This window comes from Pedobacter folensis (genome assembly GCF_056490665.1).
The window spans coordinates 154,556-180,416 of the sequence record NZ_JBWJIF010000006.1; the positions used below are offsets into that span (position 1 = coordinate 154,556).

At 40.3% G+C, this 25,861-nt stretch carries 15 protein-coding genes; 2 read left to right on the forward strand and 13 right to left on the reverse strand.

The annotated features are described in order from the left end of the window. Positions 1-9: 9 nt before the first annotated feature. From AC04QZ_RS24600 to AC04QZ_RS24640, 9 genes are all read right to left on the reverse strand, one after another. Positions 10-1,458: an APC family permease gene (locus tag AC04QZ_RS24600; protein ID WP_478359857.1), complete on the reverse strand. Its 1,449-nt coding sequence runs from the start codon at positions 1,456-1,458 to the stop codon at positions 10-12. A gap of 42 nt (positions 1,459-1,500) precedes the next feature. Beyond that, entirely contained in the window at positions 1,501-3,279 is a 1,779-nt protein-coding gene (locus tag AC04QZ_RS24605; protein ID WP_478359858.1) for a DUF885 family protein, read from the reverse strand. Between the two features lie 87 nt (positions 3,280-3,366). Beyond that, on the reverse strand, positions 3,367-4,269 hold the full coding sequence (locus AC04QZ_RS24610; RefSeq protein WP_086545655.1) for an AraC family transcriptional regulator: 903 nt from the start codon (positions 4,267-4,269) through the stop codon (positions 3,367-3,369). 429 nt (positions 4,270-4,698) lie between these two features. Next, positions 4,699-5,940: an NAD(P)/FAD-dependent oxidoreductase gene (locus AC04QZ_RS24615; protein ID WP_478359859.1), complete on the reverse strand. Its 1,242-nt coding sequence runs from the start codon at positions 5,938-5,940 to the stop codon at positions 4,699-4,701. A 40-nt stretch (positions 5,941-5,980) separates the two neighbouring features. Further along, positions 5,981-6,982, reverse strand: a complete 1,002-nt coding sequence (locus AC04QZ_RS24620) for a 4-hydroxyproline epimerase (protein WP_478359860.1) — start codon at positions 6,980-6,982, stop codon at positions 5,981-5,983. Continuing rightward, positions 6,975-8,561, reverse strand: coding sequence for an aldehyde dehydrogenase (NADP(+)) (locus AC04QZ_RS24625; protein ID WP_478359861.1), 1,587 nt, complete (start codon positions 8,559-8,561; stop codon positions 6,975-6,977). The genes AC04QZ_RS24620 and AC04QZ_RS24625 overlap by 8 nt, the downstream gene beginning before the upstream one ends. A 14-nt stretch (positions 8,562-8,575) precedes the next feature. After that, positions 8,576-9,493 carry a dihydrodipicolinate synthase family protein gene (locus AC04QZ_RS24630; RefSeq protein WP_086545647.1) on the reverse strand — a complete coding sequence of 306 codons (918 nt, stop codon included), beginning with the start codon at positions 9,491-9,493 and terminating at the stop codon, positions 8,576-8,578. 909 nt (positions 9,494-10,402) lie between these two features. Further along, positions 10,403-12,073, reverse strand: a complete 1,671-nt coding sequence (locus tag AC04QZ_RS24635; RefSeq protein WP_478359862.1) for a M1 family metallopeptidase — start codon at positions 12,071-12,073, stop codon at positions 10,403-10,405. 347 nt (positions 12,074-12,420) lie between these two features. Continuing rightward, entirely contained in the window at positions 12,421-13,818 is a 1,398-nt protein-coding gene (locus AC04QZ_RS24640) for an aminopeptidase P family protein (RefSeq protein ID WP_478359863.1), read from the reverse strand. 248 nt (positions 13,819-14,066) lie between these two features. Between AC04QZ_RS24640 and AC04QZ_RS24645 the strand changes: the two genes are divergently transcribed. Continuing rightward, the gene (locus AC04QZ_RS24645) at positions 14,067-16,433 is read left to right on the forward strand and encodes a beta-L-arabinofuranosidase domain-containing protein (RefSeq protein WP_478359864.1); all 2,367 of its coding nucleotides are present in this window, start codon (positions 14,067-14,069) and stop codon (positions 16,431-16,433) included. 867 nt (positions 16,434-17,300) lie between these two features. Here the strand turns inward: AC04QZ_RS24645 and AC04QZ_RS24650 are convergent. The 4 genes from AC04QZ_RS24650 to AC04QZ_RS24665 all read right to left on the reverse strand — a co-directional run bounded on the left by AC04QZ_RS24650 (position 17,301) and on the right by AC04QZ_RS24665 (position 24,668). Next, the gene (locus AC04QZ_RS24650) at positions 17,301-19,970 is read right to left on the reverse strand and encodes a DUF5695 domain-containing protein (RefSeq protein WP_478359865.1); all 2,670 of its coding nucleotides are present in this window, start codon (positions 19,968-19,970) and stop codon (positions 17,301-17,303) included. A gap of 805 nt (positions 19,971-20,775) precedes the next feature. Further along, positions 20,776-22,551: an aminopeptidase P family protein gene (locus tag AC04QZ_RS24655; protein ID WP_478359866.1), complete on the reverse strand. Its 1,776-nt coding sequence runs from the start codon at positions 22,549-22,551 to the stop codon at positions 20,776-20,778. A gap of 157 nt (positions 22,552-22,708) precedes the next feature. Next, on the reverse strand, positions 22,709-23,176 hold the full coding sequence (locus AC04QZ_RS24660) for a hypothetical protein (protein ID WP_478359867.1): 468 nt from the start codon (positions 23,174-23,176) through the stop codon (positions 22,709-22,711). Between the two features lie 487 nt (positions 23,177-23,663). Further along, on the reverse strand, positions 23,664-24,668 hold the full coding sequence (locus AC04QZ_RS24665) for an LLM class flavin-dependent oxidoreductase (protein ID WP_478359868.1): 1,005 nt from the start codon (positions 24,666-24,668) through the stop codon (positions 23,664-23,666). Positions 24,669-25,122: 454 nt separating this feature from the next. Between AC04QZ_RS24665 and AC04QZ_RS24670 the strand changes: the two genes are divergently transcribed. Further along, on the forward strand, positions 25,123-25,848 hold the full coding sequence (locus AC04QZ_RS24670) for a LytR/AlgR family response regulator transcription factor (protein ID WP_086545639.1): 726 nt from the start codon (positions 25,123-25,125) through the stop codon (positions 25,846-25,848). Positions 25,849-25,861 lie beyond the last annotated feature (13 nt).

A 25,861-nucleotide genomic window follows, 5' to 3' on the forward strand; every position in this document is an offset into this window, starting at 1 on the left:
ATCAATATTTTAACCGCTACTATCGGGCGTATCTTTTGTTTTCAAATCCTGGCGGGCAATACTTCCTTTTATCAGATAGTAAACCGGTATACCAATTAAAGTAATGATTAATCCGGGCCAGGTAAATTTGGGTTTAAAAATAATCAGCAATATACAAAAGGCCAGTCCCATTACCATATAAATGATGGGCAGAACGGGGTAACCAAAAGCTTTGTACGGACGTTCGGCATCAGGCCGTTTTTTACGAAGGATAAATATCCCGAAAATGGTGAGCATATAAAACATCACCACCACAAATGAGATCATATCCAACAGATCGCCATATTTTCCACTAATGCACCATAAACAAGCAAAAATACATTGAATCCACAGCCCAAATCCAGGAACTGCATTTTTATTCAGCGTACCAACTTTTTTAAAGAAAAGTCCGTCTTTGGCCATGGAGTAATACACCCTGGCACCAGCCATAATTAAACCGTTGTTACAACCGAAAGTCGAAACCATAATCATTAATGCGATAATGATGGTACCCGCGGTACCGAAAATATGGTTGGCAGCAGAAACCGCTACCCGGTCTTTATCAGCATAGGCAATATCATGTAATGAAAGTACACCTGTATACATCACATTGGTAAGGATGTAGAGCACCGTTACGATAATCGTTCCTAAGGCTAAACTCAAACCAATATTGCGTGCAGGGTTTTTAATTTCGCCGGCAATAAAGGTAACGTTGTGCCAGGAATCGCTGCTAAATATCGAGCCCACCATCGCGGCAGCAATGGCACCGAATGCGGCCAGCGTAGTATAAGAACCAATATTTCCTTCGGCAGAGAGTGGACCTAAAGTCCACATATTTTCCCAATTGCTTTTCCAGATACTTTTATCTAAAAAGAAAAGTCCAAAAGCAATCAGGCCAAACAGACTTAACAATTTAGCCACTGTAAAGGTAGTTTGAATCACTTTCCCCCCGTTTACCCCCCTGTTGTTAATATAGGTAAGTAATATAATTACCCCAATGGCCAATAGTTGTGCCGGAGAGATGGTAAAGAAACCCAAATCAATGGCTACTAAATCTTCACTGAGCGCGGGTACGAGATAAGCCGTAAACTTGGCAAATGCCACACCTACAGCAGCAATGGTTGCGGTTTGGATGACCGTAAAAAAACTCCAGCCATATAAAAAACTGATCAACGGGTTATAGGCTTCTTTTAAATAAATATATTGTCCGCCCGCTTTTGGGAACATGGCACTTAATTCGCCATAACTCAATGCAGCAGTAAGCGTCATAAAACCTGTAATTAACCAAACCACTAACAGCCAGCCAGAACTGCCTACATTTCGGGTAATATCTGCACTTACAATAAAAATACCTGAGCCGATCATACTTCCGGCTACAAGCATGGTTGCATCCATCAATTTAAGTGAAGGTTTAAACTGTGTGGTTTCTTTTTCAATCATGCGTTCTGTTGTTTGGTGGTTCAAAGGGTTTGGTGAGTTGATTTATTTAAGCTGATCGTAAAAATGCCACGAGGTTGTAAAATCGCGTGTTAACGGCTGGTTGGTTAAAGTAGCCCTGATCATTTCTACAGGAATTAAGTTTTCTTTGATCACCGCATCGTGGAAAGTTTTAAAGCTCATTTTCCCACGATCAACCAGTTCTTTTTTAAGGGCAAAAAGCTGGAGGCCACCGGTAAGGTAAGCTACCTGGTACAAGGGACTATAATCGCCTTTGAAAGATCTGCGCACCTCACCTTCTGCATTGGCGCGTTCGTGCCCTACACGATCAACCAGGAAATCGACACACTGCTGAGGCGTCCATTTGCCAAGATGAAAGTTTAGCGAAAAAAGAATCCTGGCACAACGGTGCATGCGCCAGAAAAGCATTCCCATTTTTTCTTCAGGCGTTTTGGCGAAACCTTTATCATACAATAAAAGTTCCCAGTATAATGGCCAGCCTTCTACACTAAAAGGCGTTTTAAACGGATCGCGATAGCTTTTATAACGATTATTGATAAAATATTGATAGTGATGACCCGGCAAAAGTTCGTGCTGTACCGTTCCCCTTGAGAAATAGGGATTATTACCACGCATACTCATTAACTTATCATCTTCCTCCATCGAATTTGTTGGGTAGGAAATACTGATTTCGCGCCCACCGGTAAAAAATGGATTCACCAACTGGCGTTCGGCCGACATCATCACCATACCCCAGGTTTCTTCCGCCAATGCCGGAATGCTGATCAGGTCGTTGGCTTTGATAAAATTTAAAGCATCATCCTGCAGTTTTACAATTAATTCCGGTTGTTTACCTAAGGGCACGTAACTATTCTTGATTTTTTCCTGCGCTTTTTTCCAGTCATTTCCGAAACCCATTGCAGCTGATGCTTTCAAAAGCTCTTCATCGCAAAACTTAAATTCTTTTTCGGCAAGTTTGATGAGTTCCTCTGGTGTATAAGGAATAAGCTCTGCATTTAATTGCCTGATCAGCTCTTCCCTTCCAATAGGATTTCCCTTAATTTCTGGTTTATTTGATTTTGAAGCCGGAGCAGGCGCTTCTTTATCGTTAAAAAGTTTAGCGTACTGGGTTAAGGCGAGGTCTAACTTTTCGTAAGGTTTAGGTGCCCACCAGGTAAAACCAGGTTCATAATCCATATAAAACTGGTAAAAACCCTTTAAACGGTGTTTTAAACTCAAGGTTATGGCTGTTGCCATTTTAAGCTGATCGGGCTTGAGTATTCCCTGCTTAAAATTCAGATTTAGCACATCAATCTGCTTCGCAATGTCGTCCATCTGGGCAGCCAATAGCGATCCTTCTTTATAGTTACCTCTTCTTCTTAATTTTTCGAGCGCATAAATAGGATCGGCAAAGGTAAAATACTTCGACAGGGCATTGTAGTCTGTTTCTTCTTTACCGAGCAGCCAAACCGAAGATTCGATCTGTTTTTTAAGGAGGATATAATCTACTTTGCCGTAAATGCTAAATCCTTCAAATTTGGCTGATTTTAACTTGCTTAAATAATCGTTATTGATATCCTGCAGGCGTTTTCTTTGCTCCGGACTTTTAAAAGTAGCCATCGGATAGGCATAAGTACCTCCTGATGAATAAGGATAGTAGAAATCATTAATCGCATCTACATCCCTTTGGTAGCCTATAATCAGCGTGCCCATTTCGCTGGTCTGTTCGTACAAACTTTCATTAGCGGTTTGAGCGAATACAAAAGTGCCTGGTAACAGGTTTACCATTAACAAAAGGGCAAAAAACTTCAATTTGTTTTGCATTTGGGTTTGGTTAAATCAGGCAAATAGCATTTGCCTCCATTTGAAAAAATGGCTAGTTTTTTTTTAATAAATTAAGAATGTTTTTGCTTAGGCGCCTACGTAGCTTACCCTGCTTACACTGTTATAAGTATCGATATATGCTCTGGGCGATTGACCAATAATACTTTTAAATACCCGGTTAAAATTGGTAATGCTATTGAAACCAGCTTTATAGGCTACGCCTGAAATGCAATCGGCTTTTTCTCCCGAAATAAGGCTTTTGCAGGCATCGTTAATTCTCACTTCATTTAAAAACGATACGAAAGTATGTCCTGTATGTTTCTTAAAATACCTGCAGAAGGCCTGAGGAGTCATAAACGCCGCATTGGCCACATCTTCTAAGGAGATTTGATTATTGTAGTTTTCGGTGATGAAGTTAATGATCTTACTTAACCGCATACCTTCATTTTCGGTTACGTTAGAAGAATACATATCTGAGCACAACGATTCTACATTTTCGTTTAAATCCTGAAGGCTGTTAACCAATTTCAGAAAGTTAAACAACACATCAACGCCTGATGCCTGGTGAACATTGAACATTTTGGTCGCCATGTTTTTAGTAAAAGCAGCAGGAATTTTGAAACCATGTTTGTGCTTAGCTAAAAAACCGCTGGCCATCTTCATTTCGGGAAGATTGAACAAAGCAGCCAAAATACCATTAGGATTAAAGTAAATAGAACATGCTTTGATCGTTTTATGGCTGTCAGCAGCGAAATATTCAGGATTGCTTTTAAAAAGATGTGGAAGTTTTGCGCCAATTACAAAAATATCGCCTGGTCGGAAGGCATGCATATCATTCCCTGCAATTAACGTCCCCTCTCCTTTTTCTATGTAAGTAATCTGCCATTCATCATGTCGGTGCAGATATTGGTAAAAATATGGAAGTTCAATATGTTCCGATATCACACTCTTATCATCGGGAACAAGCATGGTAAATGGTAATACTTTCATAGTTTTGGTTGAGTTAGCTGAGTTTGATTATGAATTGAATGTATAAATATTAACTCAAATAAACCAATAAAACTTAAATAAGGTTAAAATCCTGCTACAATTTGATAATATATGACGGATTTAACGACGAATCTGGCAGTGATCGAAGTACTACCTAATTAGTTAACCAACTGTAAAGCAACATCTAAAACGATTAATTTAAATCGGTGCCAGGCAATATGTTGGCAAAACGTTGGTCTGGATTTGCAATCAGAAGCTTTGTACTGTGGATTTCTGGAGACGGGATTACAAATCCCGACTAACTGAAGGAAGTCAAGTTTTTAAAACTTGACTTCCTTTGAGCTTAAAGATTGCTGCCTTTACAAATCCGAATCCAATCGGCTTCGCAATAGCTACATCCTTAGAAAAAACTTGACTTCCTTTAATATATTACCTGACTACTGCAAATGGTTCCATTTTTAGATCGGTAGCCATGCCTGAAGCAATCTGGCTCACCAACAAACCCGTTGCCGGGCCTAAACTTAAACCCATCATCCCGTGGCCGGTTGCAATGATTAGATTTTCTCTTTTTTCGCTTCTGCCAATATAAGGCAAACCATCAGGTGATGATGGACGGAAGCCATACCAAATATCTTTTTCTGCCGGAAGCGCGGGTTTTAAATCCGGGAAATAAGCTGGAACGGATTCTACAATACCTTTAACCCTTTGCATGTTAATACGGGTATTAATTTTATCTAACTCCATTGTACCACCGTATCTGATCTGTCCGTTCATTGGCGTGATGGCTACTCTGGCTTCGCATAACAATGCCGGAATAGTTAGCCGCTGCTGAGGTTCTGGCTCCATAAAAGAATAACCTTTACCTGGCATTATCGATATTTTGACATCGGCCATTTTAGCCACCGCTGGCGACCACGAACCGGTTGCCAAAACATACTGATCAGCTTCCCAGGCGGTATTACCTGTAAAAACCTTCATGATGCGATTGCCAACCGTTTCAATTTTATCAACCTCCCTGCCACGTTCTATCTTAACCCCATTATTTAATAAATACTGAAGCAGGGCATTCATCAACTTTGTTGGATAAAGATGGGCATCGCAGCGATAATGTACCGCGCCCAAAACATCCAACTTTAAATCAGGCTGTAAAGCACGGCATTCGTCAGCAGTTAGTACAGCCATATCTAAACCCAGTTCAACTGCCCTTGCAGCTAAATGTGCTTCTTCTTCTCCTGCTTTTTCTGTTTTATAAAATGCCAGAATACCATTATTGGTTAATTCGAAATCGAAATCAGGTTCTTTTGCAAGGCCTTCATATAGTTTTTTGCTCAGTAGCGATAAATCGCGTAGTGGCACTGCCGATTGGCTAACATGTTTTGCCGTGGCATGTTTCATAAATTTCAAACCCCAGTTAATGAGGTTTCCATTTAAGGATGGGCGAACATAAAACGGACTTTTACTGTCAAACATCCAGCGGATGCCTTGTTTAATCATGCCTGGCGCTGCCAGGGGTACAAAATGACTCGGTACAATCATCCCAGCATTACCAAAAGAGCAATTGTCGGTAATATCTCCCTTATCCAGAACTGTTACTTCGTAGCCTTTTTTCTGCAGATAATACGCTGAAGTTAAACCTACTATTCCACCACCTATAATTAATACTTTCGACATTCTTTTAATTTATACTGCTGATATTCATTTTAAAAACTCACTAAATCACCTGGAATCCATGTGCATATGGATCATCTTCGGCATCTATTTTAATGGTATTGTAACCATAAATTTTTGCCCAACCTTCTACACTTGGTATAATGGCTTTTATTCCGTTCAGGTCTACAACTTCTTCCACTCTTCCGATAAACTTGCTGCCAATAAAACTTTCGTGGATAAAATCCTCTCCCTGTTTTAATTTTCCTTTTGCGTACCATTGCGCCAGACGGGCTGAAGTACCTGTTCCACATGGCGACCGATCGATGGCTTTATCGCCATAAAAAACAGCATTCCTGGCGGTTGATGTAGGGTCGATTGTTTTTCCTGTCCACAATACATGGCTACAGCCGTTTATCGTCGGATCTAAAGGATGTACAAAAGTATATTGTTCGTTGATGCGTTTTCTAATCGTCTGACTCCAGGTAATCAGTTGCGAAGCGGTATAATTTTCCAGTCCCGGAAAATTTTCCTGCGGGTCTACAATGGCATAAAAATTACCGCCATAGGCTACGTCAAAAGTAAGCGTACCCAAATCAGGGCATTCTACCGATAAATTTTCGGCGGCCAGATAGGATGCTACGTTTTTCAGCTTGACCGATTTAACCTTTTTACCTTCCTGCTTATATTCAATTAAGACCAATCCGGCCGGAGCTTCCATTTTGATTACTCCGGGTATTTTGGGTTGAATCAATCCTTCTTCTATAGCGATGGTAATGGTGCCAATGGTACCGTGACCGCACATCGGCAGGCAGCCACTGGTTTCGATAAACAGTACAGCGACATCATTTGCGGGATCGTGAGGTGGATAAAGAATACTGCCCGACATCATGTCATGGCCGCGTGGCTCGAACATTAAACCTGTTCTAATCCAGTCGAATTCTTTCAAAAAATGCTGGCGTTTTTCGCTCATGTTTGAGCCAATAAGCTGAGGGCCGCCACCTGCAACCAGCCTAACCGGATTTCCGCAGGTATGTGCATCTACACAAAAAAAAGTTTTACTCATGAGATTTCGTTAATTTTTGATTTATCGTTCTGAAAATACCCAATGGATTTCCATCTTTCAATTCATCTGGCAATAATTCCTGTTCCCAATCCTGATAAGCCAATGGTCTTGCAAAACGATTGATTGCAGTAGAACCAACTGAAGTGAAACGGCTATCGTTAGTTGCAGGAAATGGCCCGCCATGTTGCATAGCCGCACAAACTTCTACACCTGTAGGCACCCCATTTAGGATAATTCTTCCTGTTTTATCAGTCAGCTTATTTACTAAAGTTTGGTAGCCCTGAAGCTCCTGTTTTTCGGCCATTAGGGTTACCGTAAGCTGTCCTTCCAACACATCAATGGCTTTTTCAAGTTCAGCAATATCCTGAGCAACAACCAGCAGTGAATATGGGCCAAAAATTTCCTCACGAAGTTTTGGATTTTTGATAAAATCGGCAGCACTTACCTGGGCAATTTTCGCCTCTGACTGGTTTTGAAGTTCAGTATTTTTCACTGTCGATGCCGATAAAAGCGCAACGCCAGCTTCATTTACCACCTCAACAGAAAGTTTACCATAATTATTGGCAATACCTTCGGTAAGCATGGTTGCCGATGGAATAGTGGAAATAGCTTCTTTTAAAGCGGATTTAAAACTTTCCAATGCCGGCGATTGAACCGCTAACAGTAAACCCGGGTTGGTACAAAACTGACCAGCGCCCAAAGTAATTGATGCAGCATATTTTTTAGCCAGCTCTTCTCCCTGATTTTCGATGGCTTTTGGAAGAAAAATTACCGGATTAATGCTCCCCATTTCGGCAAAAACCGGAATAGGTTGCTCACGCTGTTGCGCCAGATTAATTAAGGCCATTCCTCCTTTAAACGAACCAGTAAAAGTTACCGCTTTAGTTAAGGGATGCTGAACCAAACCCGCACCGATTGTATAACCATCATCATACAACAAAGAGAAAACCCCTTTAGGCATTCCCGTTTTTTCGGCAGCTTTAATAATGGCACCGCCGACCAAAGCACTGGTTCCGTAGTGTGCAGGGTGTGCTTTAACAACCACCGGGCAACCCGAAGCTAGTGCCGATGCGGTATCGCCACCTGCCACTGAAAAAGCAAGCGGAAAATTGCTCGCACCAAAAACCACTACCGGCCCAATTGGAATTAACATTCGTCTAATATCAGGTCGCGGCAAAGGCTGTCTTTCAGGCAGTGCAGTGTCAATAATTGCATCAACCCAGGAGCCTTCGGCAACCAGATTGGCAAATAACCTTAACTGACCGGTAGTCCTGCCCAATTCTCCTTGTAAACGGCCTAATGGCAAACCACTTTCTGCTGAAGCCCTGTTTACCAGTTCTTCACCAAGGTTGGCAATTTCATCGGCAATGGCATTTAAAAAAGCAGCTTTAAGGTCTTTGTTTAGGTTTCTATAGCTTTGGAAAGCCAATGTTGCTGATGTTAAGGCATCATCAACAAGGCGCTCGCTTGCTTTAAAAAAATCACCGTCAAGCGTTAATCCCGTTGCGGGATTAACAGCTTTAAGGCTTCTTTCATTAACTTCTATATAGGTACTGGCTACAATATTTTGTCCGTTCATATTTGGTTTTTAAACTATATCCCCCAACTACCTGCTGGCAATTCTGGTCTGGTGGCTAAACCATCGTTAATTATTTTCAACACCCTTTCGCGTTCTGCACCTTTTAAAGCCAAACGTGGTGCTCTGGTTCTTTCTGTTCCGATACCTGTACCTACTTCAGCCAATTTAATATACTGAACCAGTTTAGGATGTGTATCTAATTCTAAAATCGGCAAAAACCAACGGTGGATTTTTAAAGCTTCAGCAGTTCTGTTTTCTTTTACCAGGCGGAAAATGGCTACAGTTTCTTTCGGGAATGCACAAACTAAACCGGCAACCCAACCCACACAGCCCATTACAATACTTTCCATCGCAATTGGATCAACACCTGTGAAAATGGCAAAGCGATCGCCAAAACGGTTAATCAAACGGGTTACATTTGAAATATCTCTTGTACTTTCTTTAATTGCCTGTATGTTAGGATATTTAGCTAATTCTTCGAACATATCTAAAGTTACCTCGATTTTATAATCAACAGGGTTGTTATAAATCATGATTGGTAATTTGGTGCTTTTGGCCACTTCTGTTAAATAGTCAAGCGTTTCATCAGAATCAGCTAAATAACGCATTGGAGGTAATAACATTAAACCTTGTGCACCAGCTTCTTCGGCTTTTTGAGCAGCAGCAATAGCTTTTTTGGTTGTAGGCTCTGCAATGTTTAACAAAACAGGAACACGGCCATTTACGATTTCTAAAGTATGCTTTAAAATTTCGATTTTCTCGTCATCACTTAAAACACTTGCCTCACCTAAGGTACCGCCCAGGATAATACCTTCTGCTCCTGCCTCTAATTGCGCTTCGATATTTAAATCGAAAGCCGGAAAATCTAACTCATCGTTTGCTGTAAATTTTGTAGTCACAGCAGGGAAAACCCCAGTCCATTTGATACTCATTGTAATGTTATGTTTTTAATAATTATGATTCAAAAAAATTAATCTGGCCATTGAGCCCAAAACAGGCTATTGTCCATCATCATTTCATTAAATTATCGGCGATAAATCAATTAAACGATATTCAAAGTTAGGTGATTGCTAAACCATAATATTGTTGGATTTTAACCGATATTGGCCATAAATACGCCAATGAACGAGACAGGAAGAAAAGGAAAAATAGATTTGCCCGAAATTTGCTACGGCACAAAAAAAATAATGCCGCAGCATAAATATAGATTGTTATTCTGAGCCTGTTGAAGGACCTGTATGAATATCCCTCAAGACTTTCGACTGCCTGTCCAGATTCATCTTATTGTGGGCCCATTTCTATTAGCTGCATATTCCTAAGGCGATCGTTATGCTGATAACAAGCTTTGATATCTTAAAAACTATAATTCGGAGATAAATGTTTTTTTTTCCGCTCTATGCCGCGGGGCATGGTACTTTGGAGCGCCAAAGTACCCAAAGCGCTTTGTCAATCCAGCAAGGTGGCTTCTCACCGCCAACACTCATCAAAAAAACAGTGGCACTTCGTTTTGTGTTCAATTTATATTAAACTTTGAATTCAGTGTTAATGAACACAAAACCACTACGTTTCAGGTTTGGTAATGCTATTTGGGCCATTGTGCTCCTATTTTTTTGATTCTTCCGCCACTTGGGATTGACGGCGTGCTTCGGCAAAGACTGTGGTTTATTAAAGCCAGCTAGCATGATGCCCAAACCATTCTTGAAAAAGATGTGTCCCTACGATAGAATTCATCGCAAAGCTAAACGTGACAAATTCAAATGGAATTATAAGCATGATACCACCTGATTACCAAAATCAATCAGGTAACAAAACTCTCCTGCCCGGCGCTATTTTCCAAAGAATTATTTTGTGTTTTTCACCAGCAGGTAATACATCAATTCGATATCGGCTTTTGCAAATAAAACATCCTGACCTTTAGCCAATACCACCTGTTGCCAGTTTTGTGAAGGCATAATTTTAAGTGTTTTTACCCCCTCTTTTTTCAGGCTTAAGGGCAGGTTGAAACCTTTAACACAATTGCTGTAACGGTAAAAAGCTTTACCATCTTTCAGGTAGTATTCGAATGCAGGAACCTGCACTGTACGCAGGTACTGATCAAAAACCTTTGAAAAATTGTAACCTGCTTTTTTAGAAATGTAATTTTCGATCTGGGCAGTTGTTACCGTTTGATGGTAAAAGGTTTGGTTCAGTCCACGCAAAATAGACCTAAAAAGCTCGTCGTTATTTAAACTGTGCCTGATGGCATGTAACATATTTCCTCCTTTTGGATACATATCGCCACTGCCCTGCGCATTTACACCATAAGGAGGGATAACCGGACTGTCGTTTCTGATATCTCTCCTGATGCCGAAATTGTATTCGTTTCCGGCTTTATTTCCAAAAATATAATCAACAAAAAGGGTTTCGCTATAATTGGTAAAACTTTCGTGCACCCACATATCGGCCAGATCTTTGGTGGTAATGTTATTGCCAAACCATTCGTGACCACTTTCGTGAATAATGATAAAATCCCATTTCAAGCCCCAACCGTTGCCAGACATATCTCTGCCCCTGTAACCAAATTTATAAGAATTGCCATATGAAACTGCCGATTGATGCTCCATTCCCGTATGCGAGGCATCGATGAGCTGATAACCATCTTCATAAAAAGGATAAGGGCCAAACCAATGCTCCATACTCTTCATCATTTTATGAACCTGATCGGGCATATAGTTTTTTGCTTTTGGATAATTGTAATCAAGTACCCAATAATTCACATCGAGTGCACCCTTTTCGCCTGCATATTTCTCCTTAAAATTAACGTACTTGCCTATGTAAGGGATAATACAATAATTACTGATCGGATTTTTAACATTGTATTGGTAAGTTACCGTACCATCGTGGTTGTCTTTCTTGTATACCAGTCGTCCGTTCCCTACCGCTACTAATGTATCAGGAACCGTCATGGTTAATGATGCGCCCAGATTAGGTTCGTCGCTTTGATGGTCTTTATTTGGATACCACACTGAAGCGCCTAAACCCTGGCAGGCCACGGTCATCCACGGACGCGAAAGCGAATCGGTGGTAAAGATAAAACCACCATCCCAAGGGGCTCTTTTTGCCTGGTGTACCTTTCCATGGTAAAAAATATGGACATTATTTAGTGCGGATAACTTTTGCGCCGGAACATGTACATACCAAACACTGCCCACATGTTCGAATTTCAACCTCGCCTTTTCGTTGTATAGAACACTATCAATAAGCAATGGCTCCTGCAAATCGATCTGCATGCGCGTACGACCATTGTGGCTGCGCATTACTTTGTATACGATTTTATTCGAGCCTGTTATACTTTTATCGTTATAATCGGGTTTAACAGAAAGTTCGTAACGCTGTACATCCCACCAGGTACGCTCGGCATTTAAGCTTCCCCTTAACGTATCGGCCAAAGTATAAACCTTTTTTGGCGACTGTGCAAAAAGCATGCTGTTAAACGCTAAGAAGAGTAGGCTTAGGAAGGGTAGTTTTTTCATCTTTTCTTTAATGGCCTTTTGCCGATTTATAATGTTTGTATTAGCTAAATATTCATTTGAAAAGCAACTGCAGTTTTTCATTGGTTATGGCAGTCCTGCTATCCCTTCTGCTCCGATGAAAAATCGGGATCCATTCTATCAGCTTTATTTAACCTTGGTTTCTGCTAAATATTAAATTCCATTTTCTTATTCTGTGCTCCAAGCCTGAATTTCTAGCCCTGACAGCAGCGGGCATTCCGATAGTTCATCGGAATAAAGCGGATGGCAGGACTATCCCTTAAAAAAAGCGAAAAGCCCTGCGCTCCAAAACAAAAAACGTTCTTATTCTAAAATTTAAATACTATTTTCTAGTAGGCCCCGCTTCTAATCGATTCAACTTCATCTGTGGTTAAAGCCAAGTGTTTACCCAACATCCGGCTTCCGTTTTCGGTAACCAGAAAATCGTCTTCAACCCTAATGCCGCTAAAGTTTCGGAACTGTTCCAGTTTATCGTAATTAATAAATTCGGTAAACTGGCTGGCTGCTTTCCAACGGTCTATTAGTTCGGGAATAATATAAACACCAGGCTCTACCGTTAACACATAGCCTACTTCGAGTGCTTTACCCAGCCTTAACGATTTCAATCCGAACTGTGTGGTATTTTTAGTCAGTTCATCTGTATAACCTACATATTGCTCGCCTAAATCTTCCATATCATGTACATCCAAACCCATCATGTGACCTGTGCCACACTGAAAAAACATCGCATGCGCACCAGCCTGCACGGCATCGTCAATATTACCTTTCATCAGGCCTATATCTTTCAAGCCCTGCGCCAGTATTTTACACGAAGCCAGATGCACATCTAAATACCTTACACCGGGCGCCAACATGTTTTTGCCATGGGTATAAGCATTCAGTACAATATCATACACATCTTTTTGTTCAGCACTAAATTTTTTGCCTACCGGAAAGGTGCGCGTAAGATCGCCTGCATAACCTAGAGCTGTTTCTACGCCCGAGTCGTTTAAAACCAGCTGACCTTCCTTTAGCTGATTACCGTGATAATGGTTGTGGAGAATTTCACCCTGAACGGTCAGGATAACCGGATAGGCCAGATGACCACCTGAAGCCAATGCCGCACCTTGAATTTTTGCGGCAAGTTCGCGTTCGTACATGCCCGGTTTTGCCTGCTGCATCACCATTAAATGAATATCGGCCGATATTGCTGCAGCACGGTCTAACTCTTCAATTTCTTCCACCGATTTGATCGATCGTTGCGCCACTACCGCTTTAATAAAACTAAGTGATGCTTTTTCTTTAAGCTGATCAATAGGGAGATTAAGCCAATTGGCCAGTTTAATTTTATTTTCTGGGCGGTAAGGCGGTAAGAAATGAACCTGACGCTTTTTCTCCTGATATTGCTGAAGATAAGTATCCAGCTGTGCTAAAGGCAGCACTTTTGTTAAGCCGGCATCCAAACTTTTTTCTTCAAGTGTTTTCTGTCTGCCCATCCACACGATATCATCAATTCCCATTTCATCACCGAAAAGGATGACCTGGTCTTCATCAAGGTCGATAATGGCGCCCAATGATGGATCACTGATCCCAAAATAATATAAAAAGGTACTATCCTGCCTAAAATGGTAGGTATTGTCCTTATAATTCATCGGACTTTCTTCATTACCCAAAAAGAGTAATATTCCCGAATTTATCTTTGATTTTAACGCTGCTCTTCGTTGGAGGTAAACTTTCTTTTCAAACATATTTTTAAGTGTTAGGCAAATATCCCAAAAGCTAATTTTATTCAATAACAATTAAATGTTATGGCTAAAATATGGGCGGTATCTGCAAATTATAAGCTAGTAATCTGGTATAAAAATCACAATAAATTTCATCATAGCGAAAAAGAAAGGTAAAATCTGCACATTACCGGCAAATTATAGGGCTTTTATCCTCCTGGCAATTTCATAATTTTAAACAGTAAAAAATATCCCTAAACACCCTAATAACTATGAATCACCACCTTGGTAAAAGCTTGCTCAGCTGTGCACTCTTTTTTGCATTAAGTGCTAATGCCCAAAACTATGTACCTCATTTTAACGATAACCGCATAAAGGTTAAAAACACCACACCAATTAAAGCTTATGCTTTCGATCTCTCTCAGGTAAACCTTTTAGAAAGCACCTTCAAAAAGGCGATGAAAGCCGATGAAGCTTACCTATCGGTTATTGATGTTGACCGTTTACTATCAGGCTTTAGAAAAAATGCAGGTTTAACACCAAAAGCCAAAATTTATGGAGGATGGGAAGGTGATGGTTTGGCCGGTCATTCGCTTGGGCATTACCTTTCGGCTATAGCGATGCAGTATGCTTCGAGCAGAAATCCTGCTTTTCTGCAAAAAGCAAATTATATCGTAGATGAACTGGTGGAGTGCCAGAAAGCCAGAAAAAACGGCTATTTAGGTGCTTTCACCAATGAAGATAAAATTTGGGGCGAGCTGGCAAAAGGCAATGTTAAAACCGGAGGTTTCGACCTGAATGGCGGTTGGGCACCCTGGTACACCGTGCATAAAATTATGGCCGGTTTGCTTGATGCCTATCTATATACGAACAATAAAAAAGCATTGAGTGCATGTGTGGCATTGGCCGATTGGACAGGCACTACCATTGGAGGCTTAAACGATGAGCTTTTACAAAAAATGCTGTTCTGTGAGTATGGCGGAATGGCCGAAGCCTTAGTTAACCTCTATGCGATTACCGGAGAAAAGAAATACCTCGATTTATCATACAAATTCTACGATAAGCGCATACTCGACCCGCTGGCGCAGCAAACAGACATTCTACCCGGAAAACATTCGAATACGCAGATTCCAAAAATTATTGCCAGCGCAAGGCGACATGAAATTACCGGCGACCAACGGGATAAGACCATTGCCGATTTCTTTTGGAAAACGATTGTTTATCACCACTCTTATGTAACCGGCGGAAACAGTAATTACGAATACCTGAGCGAGCCGGATAAACTGAATGATAAACTCACAGAAAACACCACCGAAACCTGCAATACCTACAACATGCTCAAACTCACCGGGCATCTGTTTGCAGAAAATCCATCAGCAGAACTGTTTGATTATTACGAAAAAGCACTTTATAACCACATCCTGGCTTCTCAGAACCATGATGATGGTATGACCTGCTATTTTGTACCACTGCGTATGGGTGGAAAAAAAGAATACAGCGATAAATTTAACACCTTTACCTGTTGTGTGGGTACCGGCATGGAAAACCATGTTAAATACAATGAAAGCATTTATTCAAGGGGAAGCGACGGCAGTTTATATGTGAATCTTTTTATTCCGTCGGTTTTAGACTGGAAAGAAAAAGGAATAAAAATTACACAACAAACGGCTTTACCACAAGGCGACCAAACAAATTTAACCCTAAGCTTAGTCAAAGCTTCAAAATTTTCTATCCGGGTGAGAAAACCAAAATGGTCTAGCCAAACCACAATTGCTGTGAATGGGCAACTGCAGAAGATTACTCCTGATGAAACGGGTTATTATGTAATTACCCGCATTTGGAAAAACAACGATAAAATCACCTACACCACACCGGAAAAGTTGTACACGGAAGCGATGCCAGATAATGCCGATCGAAGAGCTGTTTTTTATGGACCGGTGCTTTTGGCTGGTGTGCTGGGAACAACAGAACCAGATCCGGTAAAAGGGGTTCCGGTATTTGTGAGTGCCAATAATGATCCTAAAGATTGGTTGAGCGTAGTAAATAAACAAGAACTTCAATTTAAAACGAAAAATATTGCACAACCACAAGATGTTACCTTAGTTCCGTTTTATCAAACCAAAAACCAATACTATAGCGTTTACTGGGATGTATTTACCCCAGAAAAATGGACGGTACAACAAAAAATATACGATGAGCAAAAACGTAAACAGAAAGAATTAGAAGATAAAACTACTGACGTATTCAGGTTTGGCGAAATGCAACCAGAACGCGACCACAACTTTAGTGCAGCTAAAGAATATATGGGGGAAGATCATGGAAGTAAATGGCGCGTTGCGGGTGAAAACGGTTTCTTACAATTTGAAGTGAAGGTAGATCCAACTATGCAAAATACCATAATCGCTTCTTATTGGGGCATGGATAACCGTGGCCGGAATTTCGATGTGCTGGTTGATGGTGTAAACATTGCCACTGAAGATCTTAACAAATATAAAGAAAGCCGCTTTTATGATATTTCTTATAAAATCCCAGTTGAAATAACCAAAGGCAAAAATAAAGTAACCGTAAAACTATTCCCTAAAGCAAAAAATAGTGCAGGTCCTATTTATAGCGTAAGAATAATTAAAGAAAGTTTGTAAATAACACGAATGATTTTTAGCCACGGAAGAAGGCAAGATATAGTCCTCGTTTGTAATGAGGGTTATTGGAATCCACATTTGTGGGGATAAGAGTTGTTGATAGAGGCGATAAAATCGCCCTTCTAGTACATCCACTAATTTTTAGCCACGGAAACGCTGAAGGCACGGAGATATATAATCCTCGTTTGTAGCGAAGATTATTGAAATCCACATTTGTAATGTGGTGATAAAGGTTATTGATAGGGGCGATAAAATCGCCCTTCTCGTACATCCACTAATTTTTAGCCACGGAAACGCTGAAGGCACGGAAAGATATAGTCTTCGTTTGTAGTGAAGATTATTGAAATCCACATTTGCAATGTGATAATAAGAGTTGTTCATAGGGCGATAAAATCGCCCTTCTCGTACATCCACTAATTTTTAGCCACGGAAGCAAAAAGACACGGAGATATAGTCCTCGTTTGTAGCGAAGATTATTGAAATCCACATTTGTAATGTGGTGATAAGAGTTGTTCATAGGGCGATAAAATCGCCATTCTCGTTACAAACGAGAATGATGGATTGAAATTTAAATGGACAATATTACTTTAATAAAATATAATAATTTGATAAACAAAAAATTAAAATTAATTACTTAAAGTAAAAGTATAGCTATAAATAGCCTCATTTTGATGATATAAATCCTAATCAACAAACTCAAAAAACAATATTTTACAACTTAATAAGCTTAATTACAATTAATTATATTAAAATATTTTAATACAACATATAAATAAAGCTCATATCCTACTGAATATCAAAATAAAGATATCATAAAAGGCCCCGTAAATTTTATTTCACGAGGCTGAGAGAGTAGATTAATTGATATTACTTTTGAAGAATGATGTCAGTGGTGTGCGCTTTGTCAAGTGGAAATTCGTATCCTCCCCTCTTCTTCATGTTATTGCTTTTTACAGTATAAGAACCCATACCATTAACTTTTGCCGGTTGCTGCAACCTCATCATGGCATTAGGTGTATATGCATTTGCCTTACTCAGTTTTAGGCGAATTTCGCCGTTTATCGTATTGTAATCTACCTCATCAATGCTTCCGGCATCAAGACTAATCCAAAGTCCCGCAGGTGCGATGTAAACCGCAGATTTTGCTGCTGTAGTTAATTTAACCTTGATGTTATTACCTGTTTTGTTCAGGTTGCCACCAAAAGCCAGCCAACCAAATTCAGGATGGTTTAATACATATGATGAAGTATTAACAGCGTAGCCAAAAAAACCAGATCCGTAATCACCGGTAATGCCGTCATTTTTTAAGGTTGATGGGTAAGCATGAAATGCTGTAGGCGCAAACCCATCCTGGGTGATATTGGAGATCGCTCCCAGGAGTCCACCGTAGCCTGCACACAAAAGATAGAAATCGCTGGGATTTTTACGATAATCCATCAATACAGGAATGGCATTGAGTGCCGAACCATAATGATGGATCATCCGCTCGATACGCGAAAGCTTACCTCCGTAAAGAAAATCCCAATACCGGCGGGCATTACCATTGTAGGCCCAATGCGGCACTACAGGCATATAGGCTAAGATGGCATCAAGTGTTACATTTGCTTTGTCCTGGTAGCCAAAATAGCTCGACCATACATAAACTTCTTCTTGACCTGTAGAGTCCCAAGGCATTTCACTACCAAAGGGATATTGTAAAGAACGCCAGTGATTGGCCCGCTTTTTCATTTCATTTTCTAATCTGGCTACTTCATTTATTAATCCTTCATTTTTAAGGTCGTTTAGGATGAGGTAGAAAACTGTACCTTCCATTTGGCCAAACTGTGCATAATAAGGGGCAATGTTAACCATGGCCATACCCGTTTCAGCCGCATCAATCAGGTGTTGTTTCCAGCTCTGCTCTGCTACCAGGCCGCTATAATTTCGGGCCAACCGGTACATTACCCAGTGGGCAGCCGCAACATGCGGATAGTTATAAGACCTGCCCAGGTTATCAGCTTCTTTTTTTGGCCATGCAGACCATGTTTTAAAATTGATATTTGCAGCATAAGTATCTTTAGGGAGTGAATCTGGCGCATAATAAAACAAGCTCTTTTTTACGCCATATTTCTGAGGACCGTTTTTAAGCTGTATTCTGCCAAACATTACACTATCTACAAATTGTTTCAGCTGATCAACTTCTTCTTTTTTGGGTTGTACCAGTTGTTTCATTATTGCACCCAGCCACGATCCGGCCCCACCTTCGTCGCTTAAACCGGCAATCCAGGCCCGGTTATCCTGCGTTACCTGTTGCTGTTTTTCATTATCATAAGTAATCACTGAAGGACTTCTTTTAAAAACAGGATCGGCCTGGTTAAACCATTGTTTGGTTGTTAAAAAATTACCATAACTAGCAATAACATCACTTTCGGCTTCAATTACTTTATAATTTATCGTTTGCTCCAGGCCATCTTCATAAGTAATTGACAGCCTTGCCCTTCCCCAGGTATTCCCCTTTACGGAATAAGTTTTCCATCCATTTTTGGTAGAGGCTAAAACACTTACTCTCAAGGCGTTTTCGGGCAGAACCTGAATAGATTTAATTTTTTTAGGGTAGCTGATAAATAATTTTCCTTCCACATCTTTAGGCAGCACATAACCTGGAACAGCTATCGCTACCGGTCTTTTATTCTCGATCAGTTTACTTTCGATATCTTTTGCCGTTCCTGAAAGGATAAACTGAAGGGCATAACTTCGGCTTTCGCCAGGCTTTAAAAAGGTCGAAGTTGCGGTGTTCCATTGCTCGGCATTTTTCCATTCATTTTCAGCATAGGCTTTACTGTACACCATCCATTCGTAAAAGCCTTCGAAAGCAATTCCACGGGGTGTCCGGTCGTCATTAAGCGGATTGTAAGCTTCAAATGGTGTATGCCCTAAAGGCGTGACAAGCAAAGATGGTGCATGACCACTTAAGCGGGTAACCTGCAAATAACCCGCATCTTTTCCGATGTAGGGATCGTAAAAAACATTTTTAGCATGGGTTTGCTCCAATGTACGGCCTTCTAAAATATTATCGAAAATCATCGGGATACCCAACGCACCAATTTCTACGTTTTTATCGGTCTTGTTTTTGAGTTCGAAGCGGAGCACCAGTTTTCCATTTAACATTTCCCAGATCCGTTTAACCTGTAACGGAATATCAGCAGGAAGCGTTGCAGCCAGATCGGCCGCAGCGAGTACGTTTTTACCCATGGAAATATTTTTTACGGGACTTCGTTTTGCAGCCGTGCTGAAACTTCTCCAGCTTTCTTCGCCCATATAGCGTAACTTTAAATTGATATCGCCCAAATGGTATAAACCATCTGAACTCCGCACTTTTAAACTGTCGCTGGGTACAAAATCGAAATCCTTAACCATTTTGGGCTGAAGACTTGCCACTGTTTGGGACGACTTAACGAGCTTTAGGGTAAATGCTCCGGTGTAATAAGTCGAAAACCCATTGTCGAGGCCCAAGGTAGATGGCTTTTTGCCTAAAGCAACCCATGGCGACTGGGCCATAATTACCTCAATATTTAGAAAAGATAAAATACAGCAAAATATTGCTTTAAAAGTTATTATAGATATAGATCTCTTCTTTTGTGGTTTGCGATTCATGATGACAAAGTGGATTTAGGGATGTGGTTAAATCAAAAATAAAATTTAAAAGATAAAGCTGGCATCGAACTTAAAAATAGCGCAAAATCGGTAAAGAATTGGTGTATTTATGGGGAGTTGGGCCTGAGGCGGAGCGGATAACGGCGCGACAGTGCATAGCAGCGAGCAAGATGAACAAAATAGGTTGACTCAGATTTAACTTCCCGCAGATTACGCAAAACACGCAGATGATTAATCCCTGAGAGGAAGCCAACCCCATCAGCACAGCCCCATATACCTAAACGCGATTGCACCGGCAGCTCCGAATGAAATGGGGACTATGGCGGAAAGCGCGGCTGACATTGATTGAAATGCAGGAATTGCTTTCCTATATCAAATTATTAACCATTTAAGAAATATAAGAGCATTTAAGGCACAACGATTATATTGAAATACCCGGAGCATTTAACTTCCCGCAGATTGCGCAAAACACGCAGATTATAAACGCCTGAAGGGGAAACCTAGGCCATAAGCACTACATCGGCTACCTAAACGTGATTGCAGCGGCAGCTCCGAATGAAATGAGGACTATAGCGGAAAGCACGACTGACATTGATTGAAATGCAGGAATTGCTTTCCTATATCAAATGGCTACCAATTAAAAAGTATAAGGGCATTTAAGGCATTATAGCATAAGATCTTCCACAAGTTCAGCCTACAGTGCGGATTATTAAACTGCTTTACATTTCTCTTGTAGCCACGCTACCTCTTCCGTTGAAAGAAGTGGCTGTAGCTGATCAAATACCATTTGATTATACTGATTTAACCAGGCGATCTGATCTGGTGCCAAAAGTGCTTTATTGATGATCGTAGTATCGATAAAACATAAGGTTAAGGTTTCGAAAGTGAGAAAGTCGCCAAATTCACTATTGCCCTGAGGGATACATAAAACCAGGTTTTCGATACGTACACCATGTTTTCCCGGACGATAAATCCCCGGTTCGATGGAGGTTACCATATCTGGCTTAAAGGCAACATCTACATTAGCCGGGCTAATATTCTGAGGTCCTTCGTGTACATTCAGAAAAAAACCAATACCGTGACCAGTCCCATGACCAAAATTTATGGCGTGCTCCCACAATGGTTTTCTACAAATAGCATCGATTTGATAACCCTTGGTACCTTCCGGAAAAATCAGTTTTGAACCTTCTATCAGGCCTTTTAACACCAAAGTATAATCATCGGCCTGGGTTGATGAACAATTACCAATGGGCATTACCCTAGTGATATCGGTTGTACCATACAAATACTGGCCTCCTGAATCGACAAGAAACAAACCATCAGCTAAAATTTCCTGATTGCTTTCTGCTGTTACACTATAATGCGGCAATGCACCGTTTGCATTATAGCCAGCAATCGTATTAAAACTTAAACCAACGAAAGATGTCTGCTCGGCCCTAAACGTGGCCAGTTTATCTGCTGCAGACCATTCTGTAATCTTTTCTTTTCCCAAATGATCTTCCATCCATTTAAAGAATTTCGTTAGCGCTATGCCATCGTTTAACATCGCTTTACGAATATGATTAACTTCTGTATTATTCTTTAGGCTTTTTAAATATGTACTTGGGTTAATGCCTGAAATGATTTTGGAATCAACTGGCAAGCACTGATACAAGCCGAAACAGGTACGTTTTGGATCGATAAAAATCTGTGCATTTTTTGGGAGGTTTTTTAATGCATCTGCCACCACATGGTAAGGGTGCAAAGTTATGCCCTGTTGATTTAAAGTATCGATATCTGTTTGTGATAATTTCTGCTTGTCGATAAAGAGTTTCACCTCAGCAGGTGCAATAAGCGCAAAACTTAAAGTTACCGGATTATAATCTACATCTTTTCCCCTCAGGTTAAAAAGCCAGGCAATGTCGTCAAGCGACGAAATGAAATGATAATCTGCCCCATTTATTTTTAAAGCAGCCCTTACCTCGTTTATTTTAGCCGAAATGCTAAGACCCGCAGCTTCTTCGCCAATTAAAAAGGCATTTTCTACAGGTAACCCTACCCTATCGGGCCAAATCGTGCTGATAAAATCAACGTCAGTAATCTCAATTTCACGCTGAGCCAAACTATTCTGCAGCTCGAGGGCTAAGCCAACCGTAATGAGTTGATGGTTAAAACCTACTTTTGCACCCTTTGGTAAAACCTGGAGCAACCAATCGATGTACTCGGGTGTATGAGGCACTTTCAACTTTACCAGTTCGTAACCGGTATCGCTCAGTTGTGTTTCAGCCTGTGTAAAATATCGCGAGTCAGTCCACAGCCCTGCAAAATCCTGAGTAATGACCAGCGTTCCGGCTGACCCTGTAAATCCGCAGGCAAAAGGAATAGCCTTATAATGCGCAGGTAAATATTCACTAATATGAGGATCTGCCGCGGTAATGATATAAGCATCTACTTTTTGTACAGCCATTAATTGGCGTAAGGCCTGCAATTTTTCTACAAAGGTCATGTTGAAGAAGGGTTTTTGTCGGGCCAAATTTAAATATTAGATTGACATGGACGCTTAAACAAACAAGAATTATACAAATATTACGCAACCTATCCTGATGGCCTTAGCAAATTGGTTTACCCTTAAAAAATATTAAGCACCAATACAAAAAGAGGAATTAAACATACCGGTCAATTACGGGCGCTTTAACCACCTCATAACTATCTGATTGCTGAAAGCTACGTACATTAAAAACAAGAGCTGATTCTCTTTGGGCCAATGCGTGGATACCTAGTGTAAAACGTTGTTGAAAGCGTTTTAGACAAACCTCTTTAGGGCAAATTATTTCATAACGGTCTATATCTTCCACAATCACATCCAGTACATAATTGGGCCACTGTTTTTTAATCAGATTCGGCAACCAGCTAAACTGCTGCATACTAATCAGTTTCCCCATTCCTTCAATTGCTGCTGGAGGAATATCTCCTCCTACAATCTGGATCCAGCTGCCTTCAACTTCATCAATAATACCCAACACTTTACATCCAGACAGCACCAACCATGGATCTTCCATGCCGGCCCGCATTAACTGATAGGATACGTCTTCTAAAAATTCATGTTTAAAAAGGTATGTAAGTTCGATCATAAGCTATTTCATTTTTTATCGGCAGATTATTAAGTCGTAATCCCTGTATCAATGTTACCAGTCAAACGTTTTATGGAGATCGGTTTGCCGAAATAACATTTAAAGCAAGAATCTACCGTTAATATCATCATGGCGTACATAAATGGTTGCTTTCATCAACAGTTACACCACTTTAGTACATAGGTAAATTAATATAGGCTGTACAAATGTTATCAATGTAGGCCTCAATTCCTATACTTTAGGTACAAAAAGGGTAAAAGTACGGTACGATGGGGCGTATCAATAAGGCATTTTATATGATACCATAACATTTAGGCACCTATACCATCAGGTTCAGTAACGCTTTCTTCATTGATTTAGGAAAAATTTAATAAACAAAGCAAGCATATTGAGATGAAGCCTGTGTTAAGCCAATAACAATAATCGATGTGCAGTTCGAGATTCCTGCACATCGAATGTCGTGTGAAGCCAGCTAAATGGGTTTGATTTAACTGAACAAGCCTGCAAAAATTTTATTCGAATGTAATTTTGCCTGATGATCGTAAATATGTGAGGTACTCATAATCTCGTTTACACCGTATTTCGACACAAAAGCTTCTAAATTCTCTTTGATCGTTTTAGCACTGCCGATAAATGAATAATACAACATTTGTTCCACCGCTTCTTTTTCCAACTGGTCCCAATACACATTAATATCATCGACTGCAGGTTTCAACAACTCTCTTTTACCTGTAATAACACCTAAAAACATACGTTTTACAGAGCTTGATAAACGTTCTGCTTCTTCATCAGTATCGGCAGCAACTACATTTACACAGGCCATGACATAGGGTTCCTGTAAAAATAAAGATGGCTTAAAGTTATTTCTATAAATGGAAATGGCCTGTTCGAAATAGGCCGGGGCAAAATGACTGGCAAAAGCATACGGAAGTCCTTTTTCTGCTGCCAAGCGTGCACTATCGGTACTCGAGCCCAGCACCCAGATCGGAATATCCAATCCTTCACCAGGAATAGCCCTTACACTCGCACGATTATTATCTGCAGAAAACAATTGCTGTAATTTATCTATATCTCTTGGGAAACTATGAACAGCACTAAAATTTTCACCACGGATGGCCATCGCCGTAACCTGATCGGTTCCAGGTGCCCTGCCTAAACCCAAATCGATACGATTGGGATACAAAGATGCCAATGTTCCAAATTGTTCGGCCACAATTAATGGCGCATGATTGGGCAGCATAATACCCCCCGAACCTACACGAATACGGTTTGTACCACCGGCAATATAACCAATAAGCACCGCCGTTGCCGAGCTGGCAACACCAGCCATGTTATGGTGTTCGGCAAACCAGTAACGTGTATAGCCCAAATTTTCAGACTGCCTGGCTAAATCGAGGCTTGTTTTAAAAGTATCTGCAGCAGTAAAACCGTCTAAAACGGTTGCAAGATCGAGAACGGAATAAGGTACGTTTTTTAATAAGTGATCAGCCATAAATTAAAGGGATAAAATCTATGCTGCAAAAATATCTTTAATAAAACCAAGTCAAGTTTATCTGGATATATATGACGTTTAACCAACACTAATCAACACATTGATGATAAACATTGAAGATTCTAAAGAATGAGGGCGTTAATTAGATGGTCGGGACTACACAGTTGTAGGAGTATGTATATTCTTGTAACAAAAAGAACGAACCTGCGCTCTTAGCTTAATTAAACTTATAATTCGGTTAGCCAAACCATTAATGGTGACGTATATTTTTTTATAGGTATTCCAGAATATTTTTATGGATTGTAGCTATTGCCCGCATCTTGTAAACTTAATTGACACATTTTTGCGTTAAATTAGTAAATAAGAAAAAGACTTAAAATTAATCCGTACAGATAGTTCCCTTTTCGGTACGAAAAGGCGTAATTTCGTTATAAGAGAAACAGATTTTTTGAAGATGATTAAGTGCATAGCCATAGACGACCAGTTTAGTTCCTTAGCGGGGCTACAAAAATATATCGAGGATACTCCAAACATGCGGCTCGTCCAGCAGTATACTGATCCAATTACGGCTTTAAGAGAGCTGGCCAACTCAGAAACGGTTGATGTAATTTTTATGGATGTGGAAATGCCCCAGATTTCTGGCCTGGAACTGGCCAAGGCCATCCGGTTTAGAACCAGAAAGCTCATCTTTACTACTTCGCACCAGGAATACGCTTTTGATGCTTTTGAAGCTGCAGGAGATGCTTATTTGCTTAAACCCTATAGCTATGCCAAATTTGCCACGACCATTACCCGGCTTTTTGGACAGGAAATGACAGGTGGGGCCAACGAGGATTATTTTCTGGTTAAAAACAAAGAAGAGGAACACCGTGCGGTGATGGTTAAATATGAAGATATTATTGCTTTTGAGAGTTTTCATAATTACATTAAAATACATACTGTAGAAAAAGTAATTATTGCTTACTTAAGTTTAAAAGATGTTCGGGAGCAGCTGAGTATTAAAAAAGATTTTATACAATTACACCGTGGTTATATTGTTGCCATTGATAAGATTTTGTATGTAGATGGCAACCGGATTACACTGAATAACCACATTAGCTTTACCGTAGGCGATATTTATTATAATGAATTTAAAAATTTTATTGCTGAAAAGCTAATCATCAGTAGCCGTAAAAAATAACGGCTACTGACTT